Origin of the sequence: Saccharobesus litoralis (assembly GCF_003063625.1) — a bacterium.
Lineage (GTDB): Bacteria > Pseudomonadota > Gammaproteobacteria > Enterobacterales > Alteromonadaceae > Saccharobesus > Saccharobesus litoralis.
This window is the reverse complement of sequence record NZ_CP026604.1, coordinates 381,207-396,846: the sequence shown is the minus strand read 5'-3', so window position 1 is coordinate 396,846 and position 15,640 is coordinate 381,207. Positions and strand designations below refer to the sequence as shown.

At 38.9% G+C, this 15,640-nt stretch carries 13 protein-coding genes; 6 read left to right on the top strand and 7 right to left on the bottom strand.

The genetic code is table 11. The features are described from left to right. Nucleotides 1–36 precede the first annotated feature (36 nt). From arsC to C2869_RS01450, 3 genes are read right to left on the bottom strand one after another with little or no spacing between them, the layout of a single operon-like run. Nucleotides 37–384, bottom strand: a complete 348-nt coding sequence (arsC, locus tag C2869_RS01460; protein ID WP_108601269.1) for an arsenate reductase (glutaredoxin) — start codon at nucleotides 382–384, stop codon at nucleotides 37–39. Between the two features lie 31 nt (nucleotides 385–415). After that, the gene (bepA, locus tag C2869_RS01455; protein ID WP_228710733.1) at nucleotides 416–1,879 is read right to left on the bottom strand and encodes a beta-barrel assembly-enhancing protease; all 1,464 of its coding nucleotides are present in this window, start codon (nucleotides 1,877–1,879) and stop codon (nucleotides 416–418) included. 27 nt (nucleotides 1,880–1,906) lie between these two features. Further along, nucleotides 1,907–2,602 (bottom strand): MPN domain-containing protein, encoded by a 696-nt coding sequence (locus tag C2869_RS01450; protein WP_108601268.1) that lies wholly within the window; start codon nucleotides 2,600–2,602, stop codon nucleotides 1,907–1,909. A 190-nt stretch (nucleotides 2,603–2,792) separates the two neighbouring features. Between C2869_RS01450 and C2869_RS01445 the strand changes: the two genes are divergently transcribed. Both C2869_RS01445 and C2869_RS01440 read left to right on the top strand, forming a co-directional pair. Beyond that, nucleotides 2,793–3,011: a sulfurtransferase TusA family protein gene (locus tag C2869_RS01445; protein WP_108601267.1), complete on the top strand. Its 219-nt coding sequence runs from the start codon at nucleotides 2,793–2,795 to the stop codon at nucleotides 3,009–3,011. Between the two features lie 12 nt (nucleotides 3,012–3,023). Then, nucleotides 3,024–4,097, top strand: a complete 1,074-nt coding sequence (locus C2869_RS01440) for an AI-2E family transporter (RefSeq protein WP_108601266.1) — start codon at nucleotides 3,024–3,026, stop codon at nucleotides 4,095–4,097. Nucleotides 4,098–4,186: 89 nt separating this feature from the next. Here C2869_RS01440 and C2869_RS01435 read toward each other — a convergent pair whose 3' ends face one another. The 3 genes from C2869_RS01435 to C2869_RS01425 form a co-directional block, all read right to left on the bottom strand. Continuing rightward, complete coding sequence (locus C2869_RS01435) at nucleotides 4,187–5,803, bottom strand: alpha-L-fucosidase (protein ID WP_108601265.1); 1,617 nt, start codon at nucleotides 5,801–5,803, stop codon at nucleotides 4,187–4,189. Nucleotides 5,804–5,895: 92 nt separating this feature from the next. Then, nucleotides 5,896–6,456, bottom strand: a complete 561-nt coding sequence (locus tag C2869_RS01430) for a paraquat-inducible protein A (protein WP_108601264.1) — start codon at nucleotides 6,454–6,456, stop codon at nucleotides 5,896–5,898. 211 nt (nucleotides 6,457–6,667) lie between these two features. Continuing rightward, entirely contained in the window at nucleotides 6,668–8,581 is a 1,914-nt protein-coding gene (locus tag C2869_RS01425) for a sulfatase family protein (protein ID WP_159083977.1), read from the bottom strand. Between the two features lie 523 nt (nucleotides 8,582–9,104). On the opposite strand from C2869_RS01425, the gene C2869_RS01420 reads away from it, so the two are divergent. The 3 genes from C2869_RS01420 (at nucleotide 9,105) to C2869_RS01410 (ending at nucleotide 11,331) form a co-directional block, all read left to right on the top strand. Then, the gene (locus C2869_RS01420) at nucleotides 9,105–10,100 is read left to right on the top strand and encodes a GGDEF domain-containing protein (RefSeq protein WP_108601262.1); all 996 of its coding nucleotides are present in this window, start codon (nucleotides 9,105–9,107) and stop codon (nucleotides 10,098–10,100) included. A 249-nt stretch (nucleotides 10,101–10,349) separates the two neighbouring features. Next, entirely contained in the window at nucleotides 10,350–10,895 is a 546-nt protein-coding gene (locus C2869_RS01415) for a DUF924 family protein (RefSeq protein ID WP_108601261.1), read from the top strand. Between the two features lies 1 nt (nucleotide 10,896). Further along, nucleotides 10,897–11,331 (top strand): hypothetical protein, encoded by a 435-nt coding sequence (locus C2869_RS01410; protein ID WP_108601260.1) that lies wholly within the window; start codon nucleotides 10,897–10,899, stop codon nucleotides 11,329–11,331. Here the strand turns inward: C2869_RS01410 and C2869_RS01405 are convergent. After that, complete coding sequence (locus C2869_RS01405) at nucleotides 11,328–12,512, bottom strand: tetratricopeptide repeat protein (protein WP_108601259.1); 1,185 nt, start codon at nucleotides 12,510–12,512, stop codon at nucleotides 11,328–11,330. The genes C2869_RS01410 and C2869_RS01405 overlap by 4 nt on opposite strands. Nucleotides 12,513–12,757: 245 nt before the next feature. Between C2869_RS01405 and C2869_RS01400 the strand changes: the two genes are divergently transcribed. Further along, on the top strand, nucleotides 12,758–15,598 hold the full coding sequence (locus C2869_RS01400; RefSeq protein ID WP_108601258.1) for a S8 family peptidase: 2,841 nt from the start codon (nucleotides 12,758–12,760) through the stop codon (nucleotides 15,596–15,598). The last annotated feature ends 42 nt before the right edge of the window (nucleotides 15,599–15,640 follow it).

Sequence of the window (15,640 nt, the reverse complement as noted above, 5' to 3'; positions counted from 1 at the left end):
CAATATTTGTGCGACGTACACGTCGCACTTACTATTTTATAGTATCTCTAATACTTGCTCTGGTGGACGGCCTAACTTGGCTTGATCGCCATTAACCACGATAGGGCGCTCAATTAATTTAGGAAAATCAACCATAGCTTGAATTAACGCTTGTTCGTCTGTTACGTCTTTTAAACCATTGTCTTTATAGTCAGCTTCTTTTGTACGCATAAGTTGGCGAGCACTATCAAAGCCCAACTTAACTAGAATTTGTTGTATTTCTTCAGCGGTTAAAGGCGATTTTAAGTATTCAACTACGTCGGGCGAAATGCCTTTCTCTTCAAGTAGAGCTAGGGTTTGACGGCTTTTGGAACATCTTGAGTTATGGTAAATGGTGATAGACATAGTCAGTTCTTCTATTGATATGTGTTTAAAGTTAGAGTTTTTCTAACTTAGTGATTTCTTCTCTGAGTTGTTTAATGCGCGCAGAAATTCGTTTTCGGTCGGCGGTATTGTCTTTTGGTGTATGGTTGTGAGCGGTATGCAGCTCATCAATGGCTTGTTGATACCCTAGCTTTTGCGCTAAAACCTCAGCTTTTGCTTGATGATACTGGCTCGACATTTCAGCACCTTTATAAGATTCAGTGATTAATTGCCAAGCTAAGTGTTGTTCCGGATTAAGCAATAAGTAGTCTTTTAACAATTCAATCGCTTCTTTATAGCGTTTGCCGTAGTTTAACGCATTGGCGTAATTTAATACTACTACTTGATTAGTGGGGCGCTGAGCTCGGTATTTTTCAAGCATTTCGTAAGCCGATTCAAACTCCTTTAAACCAATTAACGTATCAGTCATGGCATCGACAAAGTGTAAATTACTGGGATCGAGCTTGAGTAACGAGGTTAGAATTTGCTTAGATTCTTGATATTTTTTTTGATCAACTAAAGCGATGGCTAAACCATATTGTGCGACGACTTTATCGACGCCTTGTAACTTCATTACGTCGTGTCGAAATGATTTTTCATGATAGTCGGGAGATAAGGTATGGCGTGCTATGACACGGGTTCGTACAAAATTATATTCGATATTTTGACTGTAAATGCCAATCGGCATGCCATCAACGCGTGACTTTATGTCGGCCATTCTATTTTCTGGCAGTGGATGAGAATAAAGCATTGGCGGTAGTTTTGTACTGTATCTTTGCTGCTCTGCCATACGGCCAAAAAAGCTTTCGGCGCCACGTGGATCAAATCCTGAAGCGACTAACGTTTGTAGGCCAATGCGGTCCGCTTCTTTTTCGTGGTGGCGTGTATAGTTAAGCACCATTTGTTGTTGAGCGCCTTGGGTCGTCATTAACGCCGCCATACCGACATTGGGGTTGATCATAGTGACCAATACCGAGCCAAGTAGCGCAGCAATATTAGCGGCACTGTTACGCTGCTGCATTTCGCCTTTACGTGCAATATGACGTTGTGTAACGTGGGCAATTTCGTGAGCAACAACCGAGGCAAATTCACTTTCAGACTGAGATTCAACTAAGGTTTGAGTATGAACGACAATGGTGCCGCCAAAAGTGGCAAAGGCGTTAATTGAATTTTGTTCTAGTGCGTAAAAATAAAATGGATATTTAACGTCAGACGCTTTTGAAACCAAACGATTACCTAAGTCATTTAAGTATTCGTTGACTAAAGGGTCGTAAACAATGGGCGCTTGCGCTCGTAATTGGCGACGCATAACATCACCAAGGGTTTTTTCGAGTTCAATCGATAATGTATGGGTGGCAATGGTGCCCATTTCAGGCAGCTTGTTTTTAGTCTGGTCTGCACTTGTTTGCCAACTGATAATAGGCAATAAAAAGGACAATATAAAACTAAAAACTTTGGTGAATTGAGATATTTTCAAAATAGCAATGTGCACTAATAAGGTTAATTAAGTTTTGGTGTCTGAATCTTTAGATAGTTCAATTAGAATATTGTTCCCTTTTAATCCGCCCAATTCTAAATTATCCATATCATAGTCGTCTAAAAGTTTTTCTTGTTGTTTCATAAAGTCTTCAATTGTCACGCCATCGACTTTGACAACATCAATATGTTTTTGCATATAGCTAATCACTTTATGTACAAGTTTGCCAGCGTAATCAATTAATGCACGGTCGGCTTTATCACCAGACTGAAAATAAAAAGCAATAAACTGATGCAATTGGTTTATGCGACATAATAAGCGCATTGTGCCAGGATCCCAAGTGTTAAACTCCATTAATCGGTGGCCGCGCACATATTGATCAATTTCTTTATTTTTTGCTAATGGAAAGCAATGAATTTCAAAGCCCCTTTCTGTAAACACTTGATACAAGGCTAGGCGTGGTTTTTTATCGGCGTGAACTTCGTTATTGTCGTCAATATAGCCACCTAGCGCTTCTAAATTCCAATTGTGCTTATTTAATATGCGTTTTAAGGCGTTATCAAAGCCCATAGCGCCAAGGCTTTCTAGTTCGCTAACCGATGAAGAGACCAAATGATAAAAAGCTGGCATGTCGCCCCAATTAAGTTGCTTTTTGTATTTGTTAATATCTTTTACTTTCGGATTTTCTGGCAACTCAGGCCGATTTATCGAACTATTTGACATAGGTTCCTCAAAAAGTTTTCTGTCACAACGGCTTTAGGTTATATTGTCGTCAAACTCTTCATAAAATTGAGTGGAATTTTGACAGAAAATAACAAGATAGATTTCTAAAAGCATTAAGCGCTACAGGCTTTTACTGTTAGATCTATCATTTTCGGTCTCACTCCTTTGAGCTTAAACCTAAAGATCACAAATGTCACATAAAATAGATGCGAGAGGACTGAAGTGTCCTATGCCATTACTTAAATTAAAGTTAGCGGTTAAAAAGTGCCAATCAGGCGACAACATTAGTCTTTTGGTGAGTGATCCAGCGTCAAGTATTGATGTGCGTCGCTGGGCTAATAAAATGGGTTATATCGTAGACACAGTAAAAATTGATCAAACGCAAACTCAAATATTTGTACAAATTTAAGGGAATTAATCTGTGCTAGAGACATTATCTAATTGGTACAACAAACGCTTTTCTGATCCAGATGCTATCGCATTAGCCCTGATACTATTAGTCGGTGCTGCGGCTATCTATTTTTTGGGCGGTATACTCACCCCAGTTTTAGTATCACTAGTGATTGCTTATTTGTTGGAATGGCCAGTTAATCGACTCGTTGCGTGCGGTGTTAGGCGTATATTCGCGGTCGGCTTTGTTTTATTCGTATTTGTCTGGATCTGTAGTGCCATATTATTTGGCTTATCACCGTTAATATGGCAACAAGCAGCCAATTTACTGTCTGAAGTGCCGACGATTGTTTCTCGTGTGCAAGTGTATTTGCTTGAGTTGCAACAACAATATCCTAACTTAATTAGTACTGAGCAAGCCTCGACATTTATTGACGATATAACCAAACAAATGATGCAAGGTGGCAAAACGTTGGTATCTATGTCATTCAGTTCTTTATTTAATTTAGTGGCTATTCTTATTTATCTAGTGTTGGTTCCTTTGATGATTTTCTTTATGTTAAAAGACAAAGAGGAACTGATTCGAGGTTGCTTAAGGTTTATGCCAAATCAGCGACGTTTAGCGATAAAAGTCTGGTTAGAAATGGATTTGCAAATCGGTAAGTACATTCAAGGAAAAGTCATTGAAATTGTCGTTGTTGGTTTAGCATCGGTCATCGCATTTGCATTGCTTGATTTGCGGTATGCCATCTTATTAGGCGTTGCAGTAGGCTTATCTGTGCTGATCCCTTATATAGGGGCTGCGGTTGTTACCATACCTGTAGCGGCTGTTGCATTATTCCAGTTTGGTGTAAGTGCTGAATTTTGGTACGTGATGATTGCTTACGGTATTATTCAAGCGATTGATGGCAATGTTATTGTCCCTATCTTATTTTCACAGGCGGTCAATTTAAATCCAGTGGTGATTATTATCGCTGTGTTATTTTTTGGCGGCTTATGGGGCTTTTGGGGCGTGTTTTTTGCTATCCCTCTAGCTGCTTTGGTGAAAGCGGTTATCAACGCTTGGCCCGCTTCATCGCAACCTAAATTGGATGAAGGCGTTTAACATTAGGCTAAAAAAGCCAATCGTTGCTAATGATTGGCTTGTTAAAAGGACTATTTTAAATACAAATAGATGTAGGACATTATACTGTTCTAAGTTGGATCGTCTTCGCCACCAATACCCCATTCTTTTTCATGTTCTAAGCTAATTTTGTAGCCAACCGCGAAATCGCTAGGAACAGATTGAGGTTGCTTAATGACTAAACCAGAAGATTGAATAGACCATTCAACAGGTTCGTTGCTGCCAAGCATTTCAATTTTTTCGATTTTTGCATCAAGTAATGACAGATCAGAACTTAAGGTTTTGATCACGATATCTTGGCTGGGTTTATCCATAACAAATGCGAATAGGGTGTCATTGCCTTTTTTCGTAAAGCGAATATCTTGTTCTTGATAAGCAATTTTTTGCTTTTCAATTTTATGACCACCGCCACGAATTCGAGTGGGACCTTCACCAAATGCTTTCCAAGGGCGAGTTTCATATATACCTTCGCCATTAATGGCTAACCATTCACCCATTTGAATCAACATATCCTGCATTTCTTGCGGAATCGATCCATCAGGGTTCGGTGGCACGTTTAATAACATCAAACCATTTTTAGATACAATATCGATAAGAATATCGACAATTTCATTTGGTGTAACAAATTTAGCGTTTTGTCGGAAGAACCATGCCCCTGGTGACGTATCTGTCATCCAGAATTGATCTTTGAGTTTATTTGGGCGGCCTCGCTCGTAATCGTATATACCGGTTGACGATGGGAATGAGGTATTTTTGTAGCTTACAACTACATCTTTGCCCCATTCTTGACCTTTATTGTAGTAGTAAGCTAAGAATTTTTTACGGTAGGATTCGTCTAATTCTTCAACCCACCAATCAAACCAAACAACGTCCGGCTCGTATTTATCGACCACTTCTTTTAACTTTGCATACCACTCATCGTGAAAGCGTTTAGTGGGTTTAAAGTCAGTGAGTTCATGTTGATCCGTATATAAATCTGAGGTCTCTTCAGTTGCGTCAAATTTGTATGCGTTGGCGTAATAAACCCAAGTGAACGAGTGATGAAATGAGGTTAAAAACTTCATATCGCGTTTTTCGATTGCAGATTTTAACTCTTGAGTGACATCTATGCCGGTGAAATCTTTAACATTCCAGCGAGTGACTTCACTGTCCCACATGGCAAAATTGTCATGATGCATTGCGACAGGGCCAGCAAATTTGGCGCCTGATTTGGCAAACAAATCAGCCCATTGTTCGGCGTCGAATGCGCTTGGGTCAAACTTTTTAATTAAATCTTTATAGCCAAATTCGGATGGATGACCATGTGCCTTGCTATGATGCTTAAAGGTGGTAGAAGGAAAGGTTTTTCCGTTACGTAAACGTTTTTCGCCTGTTTTCCAGTTGTAAACTTCGTCCATGTATAGGTTTAAGCCATACCAACCTACACCCGGAACCATATCAATGTTTCCGGTTGATACTGGTCCCCAATGGGTATAAATACCAAGCTTGGCGTCTAAAAACCAATCTGGTCTTTCGTTGACTTGGGCTAATGATTTCCAATCTTCTGTATATACGTTTTTATTGGATCCGACAGCGAGCGTTTTTGTCTCAGCTATTTTAGTTTCTTGAGTAGGCTGGTTGGTGTCCTTTCCGCAACCTAGTAAAACAGCGGCACTAATCGCACTGAGTATTAACCTTTTTGCTTTCATCTTACTATCCGTTTATTTTTAAACAGTGAGATTTATATATTAATAATTTTATCGGGGAAGGTTAATCGGAATTTTGTAAAGCAAATGTAAAGTTAGTTTGTAACGGTTTTTTGGTAAAGATGGCTTCCTAATAGGGATAGTAAACAATAAGCGGTAAAAAAGTAAAAGCCGCTACCGACATTAGATAATGTTTCGCTACTGATTAATAAATCGAGTTTGAAGCCAAAAATAGCAAACTGCTGAGTGTCTTGTGTTTCAGCATGATTAGTTGACAATATTGCTAAAAATACCGCAACAACAAATACATCGGCCATCGACCATTTGCCTATACTCGATATGAACTTCATGATTTTTTGTTCTATTTCTGTATTTTTTCGCCAGTAAGCTAAACAAACTAAAGCCGTTTTTATAACAGGGATGAGTATTGAAAAGGCGAATATGAGCATAGCAACCAACAACCTTTCATCTCGCCATAACTCTTCAACTGTCGCTAATATTGACAGCTCTTTATTGACGATAGGGCTAGTCAGTATTGACTGGCTTAATTGTGCTTTTAGTTCCATATTCAGAGAGAACATAGGGTAAATTATCCCAGGTACAAATAGTAAAAGCGCAATTAGGGTGAGTGCGAAGCCAAGGTGCTTGTTGATCATTATTCGATGTGTAGTTAGTAGTTTAATCAGAAAAAGAATAATGCCAGCAAATTCACCCGTTGTCAGGTTTTAGACCGCAAAGGCTTTAGAAGAGTGTTTGGCCGTTTGCGTGAGTCATTGTTTATTGGGGTATTGGAGTTGGCAAATGGGCAGTCAGCGCTTGAATGTTTGTTCCACTCAGGTAACTGACTGCAATTTAATAATTAATAATTTAGTTGTTTAGGTATTCAAGGCGAACCTGTAACCAGTAATTTATATTTTTACGATTACTGGTGTTTTGGTTAGGGTGTGTATGAGTTTGCCATTCTGGTTTGCTTTGTATATTGAACGAATAACCTTTTAAGTCACGCAATAATGTCGCAATGTTGAGAATTTCTAAATCAACGAGTTCATGTTGCTTTTGCTTAAGTAAAGATTCAATTTTGCTAACTGGGTTGTAATTGTTAACAAGAGTTAGAAATTCCACCGCTCGAGCTTTCACTAATACATTAGGATCATTTTTAAGCAGCGACTCGATTCTTGTAGAAAATGATTTAGCTTGCTGCCCAAAGGTGGTCAAGGTCACAATAGCCCAGTAGCGTTGCATGTCATCATTGGCATCCAGTAGCTTATTCAATTGATTTTTAACCATTGAAAAAGGCTCAAGCTGTAAATTGGCAATATCAATTAATTGACTGATATTGGCTTGACGACGTAAACCGAACGCGGTTGGGTTATCAAAAGCATCAATATGTAATAACGATTCTGGGTAAAAACCTAAATCAGGTAAACTTTTTAATCGCGCGGTTAGGCTATTGCGCATGTCTTTGACAATGGCTGCATATTCTGGCTGTTTGGCAAGATTAACTGTTTCATACGGATCATTTTTTATATCGTACAATGCCTCAACAGGTTTAGCTGTAAAAAAGCTGGCCTGAACCTTGTTCAATAAGCCATTTTCGTAGTGCTCTCGCCATTGTTTGAATGCAACTTGCTTATAGCGATAATTAGCGAATAAACCGTCTGGCATATAAGCGTGATAATTACGAATGTATTTTAAATCACCAATTCGCAGGCTACGAACTCTGTCTGATTTCTCGTCGAAGCGGTCGGCGTAGCTCAGTGTTGAATTGCGTGAATTTAATGCTTTTTTATCAATATTTTTGCCTAAAAATGCCGAACCATCATGCTGTTCATGCGTGTTTAAGTTGGCTAAGGCTAGTAGGGTTGGGGCAAAATCAACGAAACTAACAAAACCATCTAAACGTAAATTATTCGGTTTATTTAAATCTGCAGCAATGAGATGACGATAATTTTTAGGAATACGCACTACTAAAGGTACGTTTAGACCTCGTTCGAACAGGTAACCTTTACTACCTGGTAGTACTCCACCATGATCACCAAAATAAAAAACAAAGGTATTTTCTAACTCACCGTCTTGCTCTAATTGTTGAATGACTTGACCTATCTGTTGATCGGCTTTCACGTGATTATCAAGTGTTCGTGCGTAGGTATATCGGAATGTTTCAGTGTTCGGATAAATAGGCGGTAGTACTATGTTATTAGGGTCATGTTGAGTCGTTTTTTCAATAACATCATTGGCTGGAAAATGTAAGTTATATTCATGTGTAATGGTGAAAGTTTGAACATGAAAAAAAGGTTGTTGCTTGCTTTTTCGATTGCGCCAATGTGCTTTACCATTTGATTGATCCCAAAACTGATCACTGTTGATAAAATTGTAATCTTCTTTGGCTCGGTTAGTGGTGTAGTAACCTGAGTCTCGTAACAATTGGCTTACGGGTTTTAACCCTTTTGGTAATGGTACTTGTTGGTAAGCTCTATGATAAGCCGTACCAATACGCGAAGCATACGCGCCGGTGGCTAAGGTTGTTCTTGCCGTTGAGCACACAGGGGCGTTAGAAAACGCATTTTCAAATATTAACCCTTGCTCGGCTAGTTTTTCTACATTAGGCATTTTAGCGCCTTGGGGGTGGTAAAGATTTAGATAGTGTTTTGAATTATCTTCACTGATCAGCCAAACAAAATTAGGTTTTTGATTGTTAGCGGCATGAGCCATCAAAGGAATCACGCTGAGTATGCTTGTTAAAATGAGATATAAGCCGAGGCAGGGCTTAAATATTGTCATGTTATCTATACCTGAAATCATAAATGTATATATGCACAATAATACATTGTTGAATTGATAATTCTCTGAGGTATAGCGTAAATTTAGGTAAATCGTTAGGTTGATTTTTCAGTAGTTTGATACGGTCAGGGTAGAAAAGGTTGAGAGGAATGTTTGAAAGCAGAGGTTTTAAGCAAAGGAAAAAACTCTTGCCGAGAAAAAGTATGAAACCTCGACAAGAGCAAACACAACCAACAGAAAGGGAGTTATGACAAAAAAGCCATGTCTTTCTTGCGGTCTATCTTATTGAATAATTGACAGAAGTAACTAGCTTGCATACGTATTCAAAATTATTGCCGGCTATGCATACGTATGTGGCTTAACTCTTAACCACTGCATAACCACCGTATTAGGAATGTGGGCGCAGTTGTTTTAAACATTTTTTGTTACAGAAACGAATGGCAGTCAAATTGTAATAATTTGTTGGTATGTTCTTCGCGCGATTAGCTAAACCTTATGACTCCTAATCAGAAAATTAATAACAATGAGAAAAACTCATCAATTCAGCATCTTGCTTGCCTTGTTAGCCCTGTGGACAGTGCATTTATTTTCCAGTTGCCAATGGTTGCCAGCCAACGAAATCAATTATTTTGATTTATACAGTGAAGCTTTCATTCTGTTATTTATTCTTTTTCTGCTCTGGGTCAATATTCGGGTGACCGGCAAAACTACGCAAACACTGCGATTATTTTACGGATTGTGTTTATTGTTTATTGGCCATGTACATGATTTATTAGATGAAATCATCATTATCTCACCTGCTTATCTATCTTTAATTTTGGAAAATATAGCGTCTGACGTCGGTATTATATTTATCACATTAGGGTTATTTCGTTGGTCTAGCGAATATAAAGCTCAGGTTAATTTATTAAAACAACAAAAGTTAGCGTTAACGTCGGCAAGCAATACCGATTCTATGACGGGTCTTTATAACCGCCGTTTTCTCAATAGCGAGTTTAAACAAGAATTAGCGCAAGCTGATTTGCTGAATGCGCCTCATACCTTGCTAATGTTAGATTTAGACAATTTTAAAAAATTTAATGACAGGTTTGGCCATTTACAAGGTGATATTTTAATTAAGCACGCAGCACAGATCATTAAAACAGCGGTTCGAAGTGATGATTATGCGTTTCGTTATGGTGGTGAAGAATTTTTAGTGGTCATTCAAGGCGATTTACCACTAGCACGGCAAGTTGCTGAACGAGTACAAAAAATCTATCGCAATACTGAACATAGATTAGATACTGGGGAAGTAACGGAAATTTCAGTTTCTATTGGTATTATGCCGTTACTCAATGGTATGGAATTTGAGCAAGCGTTGAATAAAGCGGATCAGGCTTTATATCAAGCTAAGAAACAAGGTAAGGATTGTATTGTTGAAGCAGCAACTGATTCCCCCTCAGAATTTAAAACGCCCTGTGTTGGAAATACTATAGCAAGTGACGACATCAACCCGTTGCATGTTGGTAAAGTATTTTGAAAATAGTCTTCTCGCTCAAGTCTTATGGTTCATTGTCTGTGCTTAATCTCGACTTGGCTTACAAGCCCCTACTTTTGGTGTTTACATGGAGGTAGGTCTAGAGACAGGGTAGTGGGTACTTAGGTTTCGTCGGGAACAGGAAACCAGCCCCTAAAACCTGATCGCTTTGACTATAAGCTGTTATTAGCTTGATATACTGTATTCTTTATATATTGTATTTATGTGGCTTACGGATATCGGAACTTTACTATGTCAAACAACTACTCCGACGTTATCGAGTTTTGGTTCGAGCAAATACCGGCTCAAGCTTGGTGGCAGAAAAATAACGAATTTGATGCGCTAGTTACTCAAAAATTTGCTAATACGTTGTGCTTAGCTGAACAAGAGTTATTACCGGAATGGCGCCAGTCAGCAGAAGGGCGCTTAGCCGAAATTATCGTGCTTGACCAATTTTCACGCAATATTTACCGGGGTACAGCCAAAGCTTTTGCAAATGACAATCTTGCGTTATTGCTTGCGCAGCAGATGATAGAGTTGGGATTAGACAAACATTTTATTCAACCTAAGTTGGGTTTTGTTTACATGCCTTTTATGCATAGCGAATCAAAAGAGGTGCATGAACAAGCGGTATTACTTTTTTCACAAGCTGACATGCAAACTCAGTTAGACTTTGAGTTGCGCCACAAAGCGATTATTGATCAGTTTGGTCGCTATCCTCATCGCAATCATATACTGGGTAGGATCTCGACTGCTGAAGAGGTTGAATTTTTGCAACAACCCGGATCGAGTTTTTAATATGACCCAGCAAGATAGTTCGACATTCGCGGGTCGCTTGAAAACTTTGAAAGGCACTAAATCTAATGTGGCGTTTGCTAGCCAAGTCGGCATTAGTGAAAGTTTGTTACGTAAGTATTTAGCGGGCTCAGAGCCGAGTTTATCCAAGGCAAACCAAATCGCGTACAAAGCTAATTGTTCTTTAGAATGGTTGGCAACAGGGCAAGGGTATCAATATCGTAAAGCTGAGGTAGTAGATGTAGCCGCCTTGTCTGCCGCTCATCAATTGATAACTGAAAGTTTTGCTACTGAGCAAGGCGAAATGAGCCTAGATACGTTAAAAAAAGTCGTAGCATGCTATCAGTTTTTACGAAGCTATAAAAAGAAAGACGGCTATTTAGATATAGATGCAGCACATCAATTTATTTTACACATGGAAAGCGAGTGTAATAGCTAATTGCCAAGCATATTCAACTTGGCTTGGTAGCGATGGGAGTCATCGTCAAAATCGGCATATCGCTTAGCTTTAGCTAAATATTGTTGCGTTTTATTGTTGTCACCTAAACTGTAATACGCTCTAGCTAAACCAAAGTAAAAGCTGTCATGTTTGGGTGCTATACGAATGGCTCGTTTATAGTGGCTAACAGCAGCCAAATAGTCGCCGCTTTCTAATGCTAAGTCACCTTGATATTGATGATAAAATGGGTTGTTAGCTCGCTTGGTTTTTAATTTATCTTGTATGCTTTTTGATAATGCTAGTTTACCTTGCTGTTTATACAACACGGCTAAATTGTCCAAGGGAGTTAAATTATTAGGGTCAAGTTCAAGCGCTTTATTATAGGCCTTTTCTGCTAAAGCAATTAACTGGCGACGTTTGTAAAGTAAACCAAGATTAGACCAAGTTGGCGAATCATCTGGGTGTAATTCTATAGCTTGCTTAAGGTAATGGTAAGCGTAGTCTAAATCACCCTCGATTAACGCATTTGCCGCTCTGTTATTGTAAAACAAGGCTTGAATGTGCGCTTTTGAAATTGTCCGTTTGTTTAATGATTGGCTGTTAACCTCTGGCGCAAAATCAACTTCTTTAGTGTAAATCGAATGATGATAAATATGGTTGTGTTGGGTAGCAAATAAACGCAAATTGACATGGCCATTCGCTAATTTTTGCCCTTGACGATCGGTCCAAAACTCGGGCACGAATACTTCTTGAAATGCCGCACCAATATTGGCTTCTTTAGCCATTGAATACGCCATAATGGTTAAAGACAAACAATTAGCCGTTTTATAACGATAAGCCTCACTAGCGGTTAAATCAGCTGCACCACTATAGATATAATCCTTATTGGGTTTACCAATAATCTCTGTCATTAAACGCTTCACTCTTTCTTCATGTGAATGCGTAGAACTGATTTTACGACGAATGGTTTTTTTTATATCGTCATCTAAGGTAAAAATATCTTTCGCGCTTTCGATATAATATTTATTGTGATTAGCAAATTGATTGTCAGCAAAGTAACTGGAGAGTTGACTTTCAGTTAATCGGCTAGGCGTAGAATTACAACCAGCCAACCCTATTAATAGCAATATGCAGGATAGAATAACCAACACTCGTTTTAGCGAGTTTAAGTACTTTATCATTGAGCTACCTCATGCTTTAAGTCTTATAGATAAGCATTGTAGAAAAAAGCAAAATAGCCAGTTTTTCCGCCATTTTCTTGGGCTTTTTGCGTTATCCTACTCTTTCTATGTAACTGCTAATTAGTTTTTATAGTTAAATGCTATAGTAGGAATTTTGTTTGTTCATTTTTCTTTTAAAAAGAGGATTTAGTGCACAGGAAAAATGCTGTAATGACAATCGAGAGCAAATTTAAGGTAAAGGAAAAATGATAAAATATTGGGTATGGAAATACCTAACCAGCTCGGTTTTTGGCCTAATGTTAAGTATACATTTTGGCGTTAAAGCGGATGTGATTATTAAATGGCAAGCTGATGTTACGTTTGAGCAACGTCAGTTAGCTACGGCGGAGTTCGGTAAATTACATTGGTTAGGTGGTCATTCTAATTTTTATTATACGCAATTAAGCTTGTTACCCGATATAGCACTAGTTGATGTTTTACACGCATTACGACAAGAGCCAAGCATTGCCAATGTGGAGCAATCTCAGTTTGCCGCCGGAGGCAGTTTTACACCGCCTAATGACCCCTTATATAGCAGCCAATGGCATTTAACCCAACTTGATATGTTGAGTATTTGGCAACAAACAACGGGCGATTGTAACCAGTCTGTAGTGGCCATTATTGATTCAGGGGTTGATTTAACCCACCCTGATTTAAACGAAAGTTTATGGGTTAATTCAACTGAAGTCGCCAATGATGGCATTGATAACGATTTAAATGGTTACGTAGATGATGTTCACGGCGTTAACTTAATTAGTCAAGGTGGTAGCCCCACAGATGATTATGGACATGGCACGCATGTGGCAGGCTTAATAGCCGCTAAAACTAACAACCAAGTTTATACCGCCGGAATGTGTCAACAAGCGCGTTTAATGGTCATTAAAGCCTTGAATAGTCGAGGCGGTGGCGATATTGCCAGTGTAGTGGAGGGCTTGTATTACGCCATAGATAACGGTGCAAATATTATTAATTTGTCGTTAGAGTTTAGTCATTTTAGTCAAGCAATTGCCGACGCCATTGACTATGCGATGAGCAAAAATGTGGTAATAGTTACTGCGGCAGGTAACTCTGGTCGTGATATCGGAGATAGCCCTGTTTACCCAGCGGGATTTAGTACACAGTTTGCTAATCTAATAGCGGTGGCCGCCACTACAGAAGACGATGTACTCTGGCATAAATCTAACTTTAGTGACTCTTTGGTTGATATTGCGTTACCGGGCGAAAGTTTATGGAGTACTTGGTTAGGTAACAGTACTAAACAGCAATCTGGTACTTCAATGGCCACGCCTCTTGCCAGCGCCAGTATTGCTTTGCTAAAGCAAGCTTACCCTAATTTATTAGCCAACGATATTAAACCACTGCTTTGGCACAGTAATATTGACTTTCAATTACAGACAAAAGTGCGCAGTGAAGGACGCTTATCATTGCAAAAATTGTTAAGCAATAATATTCAACGAGCAGAGTTATTTGATCATGTAGTCACAGATGAGTCAATCACCTTACATGGCAGCAACCTTGATACGGTATCAAAGCTATATTATGTAGTTTTACAAGCTCAAGGATCACAACGGGTTGATCTAGCGATTGAAATACAACAGGCCAATACCTTAACAGTAAAGACTATACCAAACTCAGTAAAACAAAGGGTTGGTTATTTTCAAGTTGAATCATTAACGGGAGAAGTCAGTAAACCTTTATACGGTTATCCCGATTTACCCGCTATCAACATGAGTCATATTGATATACGTGATAGCGCCGCTCATATTCATTGGTCATCTACTCATACCATGGCTGATAACGTAACAGTATATCGTCGGCAAAACAGCGATTGGTTGGCCATTACCCAGCTAGATGTAAAAGATGGCCTGTATATTGATCACGGCATTGATATCAATAGCCAATATCAATACAAATTGGTTGCTAATTATCAATATTGGTCCGATATCAATAATCAACTCGAGACAGTTACCAGTGCTGATAGCCAAGTTGTTAGTATTAATGGTTTTGCTCATCATTGGTTAGTCACAGCGCTAGCGGATATGCCAACCAAGCAACATGTAAAATTACGGCCTGCTTTTTCACAATATCAAAGTATACACTTTAATTTGCTTGCTGGTAATTTACCTACTGGTCTCGAATTAACTCGTGAAGGTGTGATCTCTGGGCAAACCGATGAGATAGGTGAATTTACCTTATCGATTGCCGTTGAACATAACGTAGAAAAATGGCGTCAACTGATTGATTTGACATTTTTCACTACTGAGCAATATTGGCAACTTGATGTGGCTAATTTAGGCAAAACGGCTTTTAGTGCTGATAAAGACATTTTGGGGCTGCAACAGATACAATCTCGCCAAAATTCAGAAGATTTTAGTTATTATCAATTGAGTGTTAACCCTGAGCAATTGCCAGAGTTAATCAATATTCAATACTTACAATCGACTTATTATGAAATCGCAGACTTAGCCGTTTGGTATAACGAGACTTGGTTGGCTGTGTCCGGTGAAGGCCGTGATAGCCAAGGTTTGTCATTTACATTAGACAAGGACTGGTTGCAAACGACTGATTTATTATTGCGTTTAAATACTCGTTTGCGAGATACAGATAACGACTTAGTTGCTGATATCAATGACAAGTTTGTTGATGATCCCAGTGAATGGCAAGACAGTGACAATGATGGCATTGGGGATAACCAAGACAGATTTCCGTTAGATGAAAAAGAGTGGCTTGATAGTGATGGTGATCTTGTTGGTGACAACAGCGATGCTTTTCCTCTTGATAGTGCTGAATGGTTGGATACGGATAAAGACGGCTACGGCGATAATAGTGATGCATTTATTGACGATAAAAGTGAGTGGTTAGATTCAGACCATGATGGTGTTGGTGACAACCAAGATGCTTATCCCTTTGACCCATCCTTGTCTAGCGCCCCACAAACCGGTACCCAGCAAAATGATAGTGGTGGTGTGGTGTTTTATTTAGTTTTATTTGTTTTGTTATCTCGATGCAGTTTATTCCATTCGTATGCGAGAGCAATTATTCAATAAACAACATATACTCCTGCGTAAATACTGCTGTTGTTGGAACTT

What these genes read in the sequence shown, in the direction of transcription:
- arsC (WP_108601269.1), bottom strand. Translation starts at nt 384, where the DNA reads ATGTCTATCACCATTTACCATAACTCAAGATGTTCCAAAAGCCGTCAA.
- C2869_RS01450 (WP_108601268.1), bottom strand. Translation starts at nt 2,602, where the DNA reads ATGTCAAATAGTTCGATAAATCGGCCTGAGTTGCCAGAAAATCCGAAA.
- C2869_RS01445 (WP_108601267.1), top strand. Translation starts at nt 2,793, where the DNA reads ATGTCACATAAAATAGATGCGAGAGGACTGAAGTGTCCTATGCCATTA.
- C2869_RS01435 (WP_108601265.1), bottom strand. Translation starts at nt 5,803, where the DNA reads ATGAAAGCAAAAAGGTTAATACTCAGTGCGATTAGTGCCGCTGTTTTA.
- C2869_RS01430 (WP_108601264.1), bottom strand. Translation starts at nt 6,456, where the DNA reads ATGATCAACAAGCACCTTGGCTTCGCACTCACCCTAATTGCGCTTTTA.
- C2869_RS01425 (WP_159083977.1), bottom strand. Translation starts at nt 8,581, where the DNA reads ATGACAATATTTAAGCCCTGCCTCGGCTTATATCTCATTTTAACAAGC.
- C2869_RS01420 (WP_108601262.1), top strand. Translation starts at nt 9,105, where the DNA reads ATGAGAAAAACTCATCAATTCAGCATCTTGCTTGCCTTGTTAGCCCTG.
- C2869_RS01415 (WP_108601261.1), top strand. Translation starts at nt 10,350, where the DNA reads ATGTCAAACAACTACTCCGACGTTATCGAGTTTTGGTTCGAGCAAATA.
- C2869_RS01410 (WP_108601260.1), top strand. Translation starts at nt 10,897, where the DNA reads ATGACCCAGCAAGATAGTTCGACATTCGCGGGTCGCTTGAAAACTTTG.
- C2869_RS01405 (WP_108601259.1), bottom strand. Translation starts at nt 12,512, where the DNA reads ATGATAAAGTACTTAAACTCGCTAAAACGAGTGTTGGTTATTCTATCC.
- C2869_RS01400 (WP_108601258.1), top strand. Translation starts at nt 12,758, where the DNA reads ATGATAAAATATTGGGTATGGAAATACCTAACCAGCTCGGTTTTTGGC.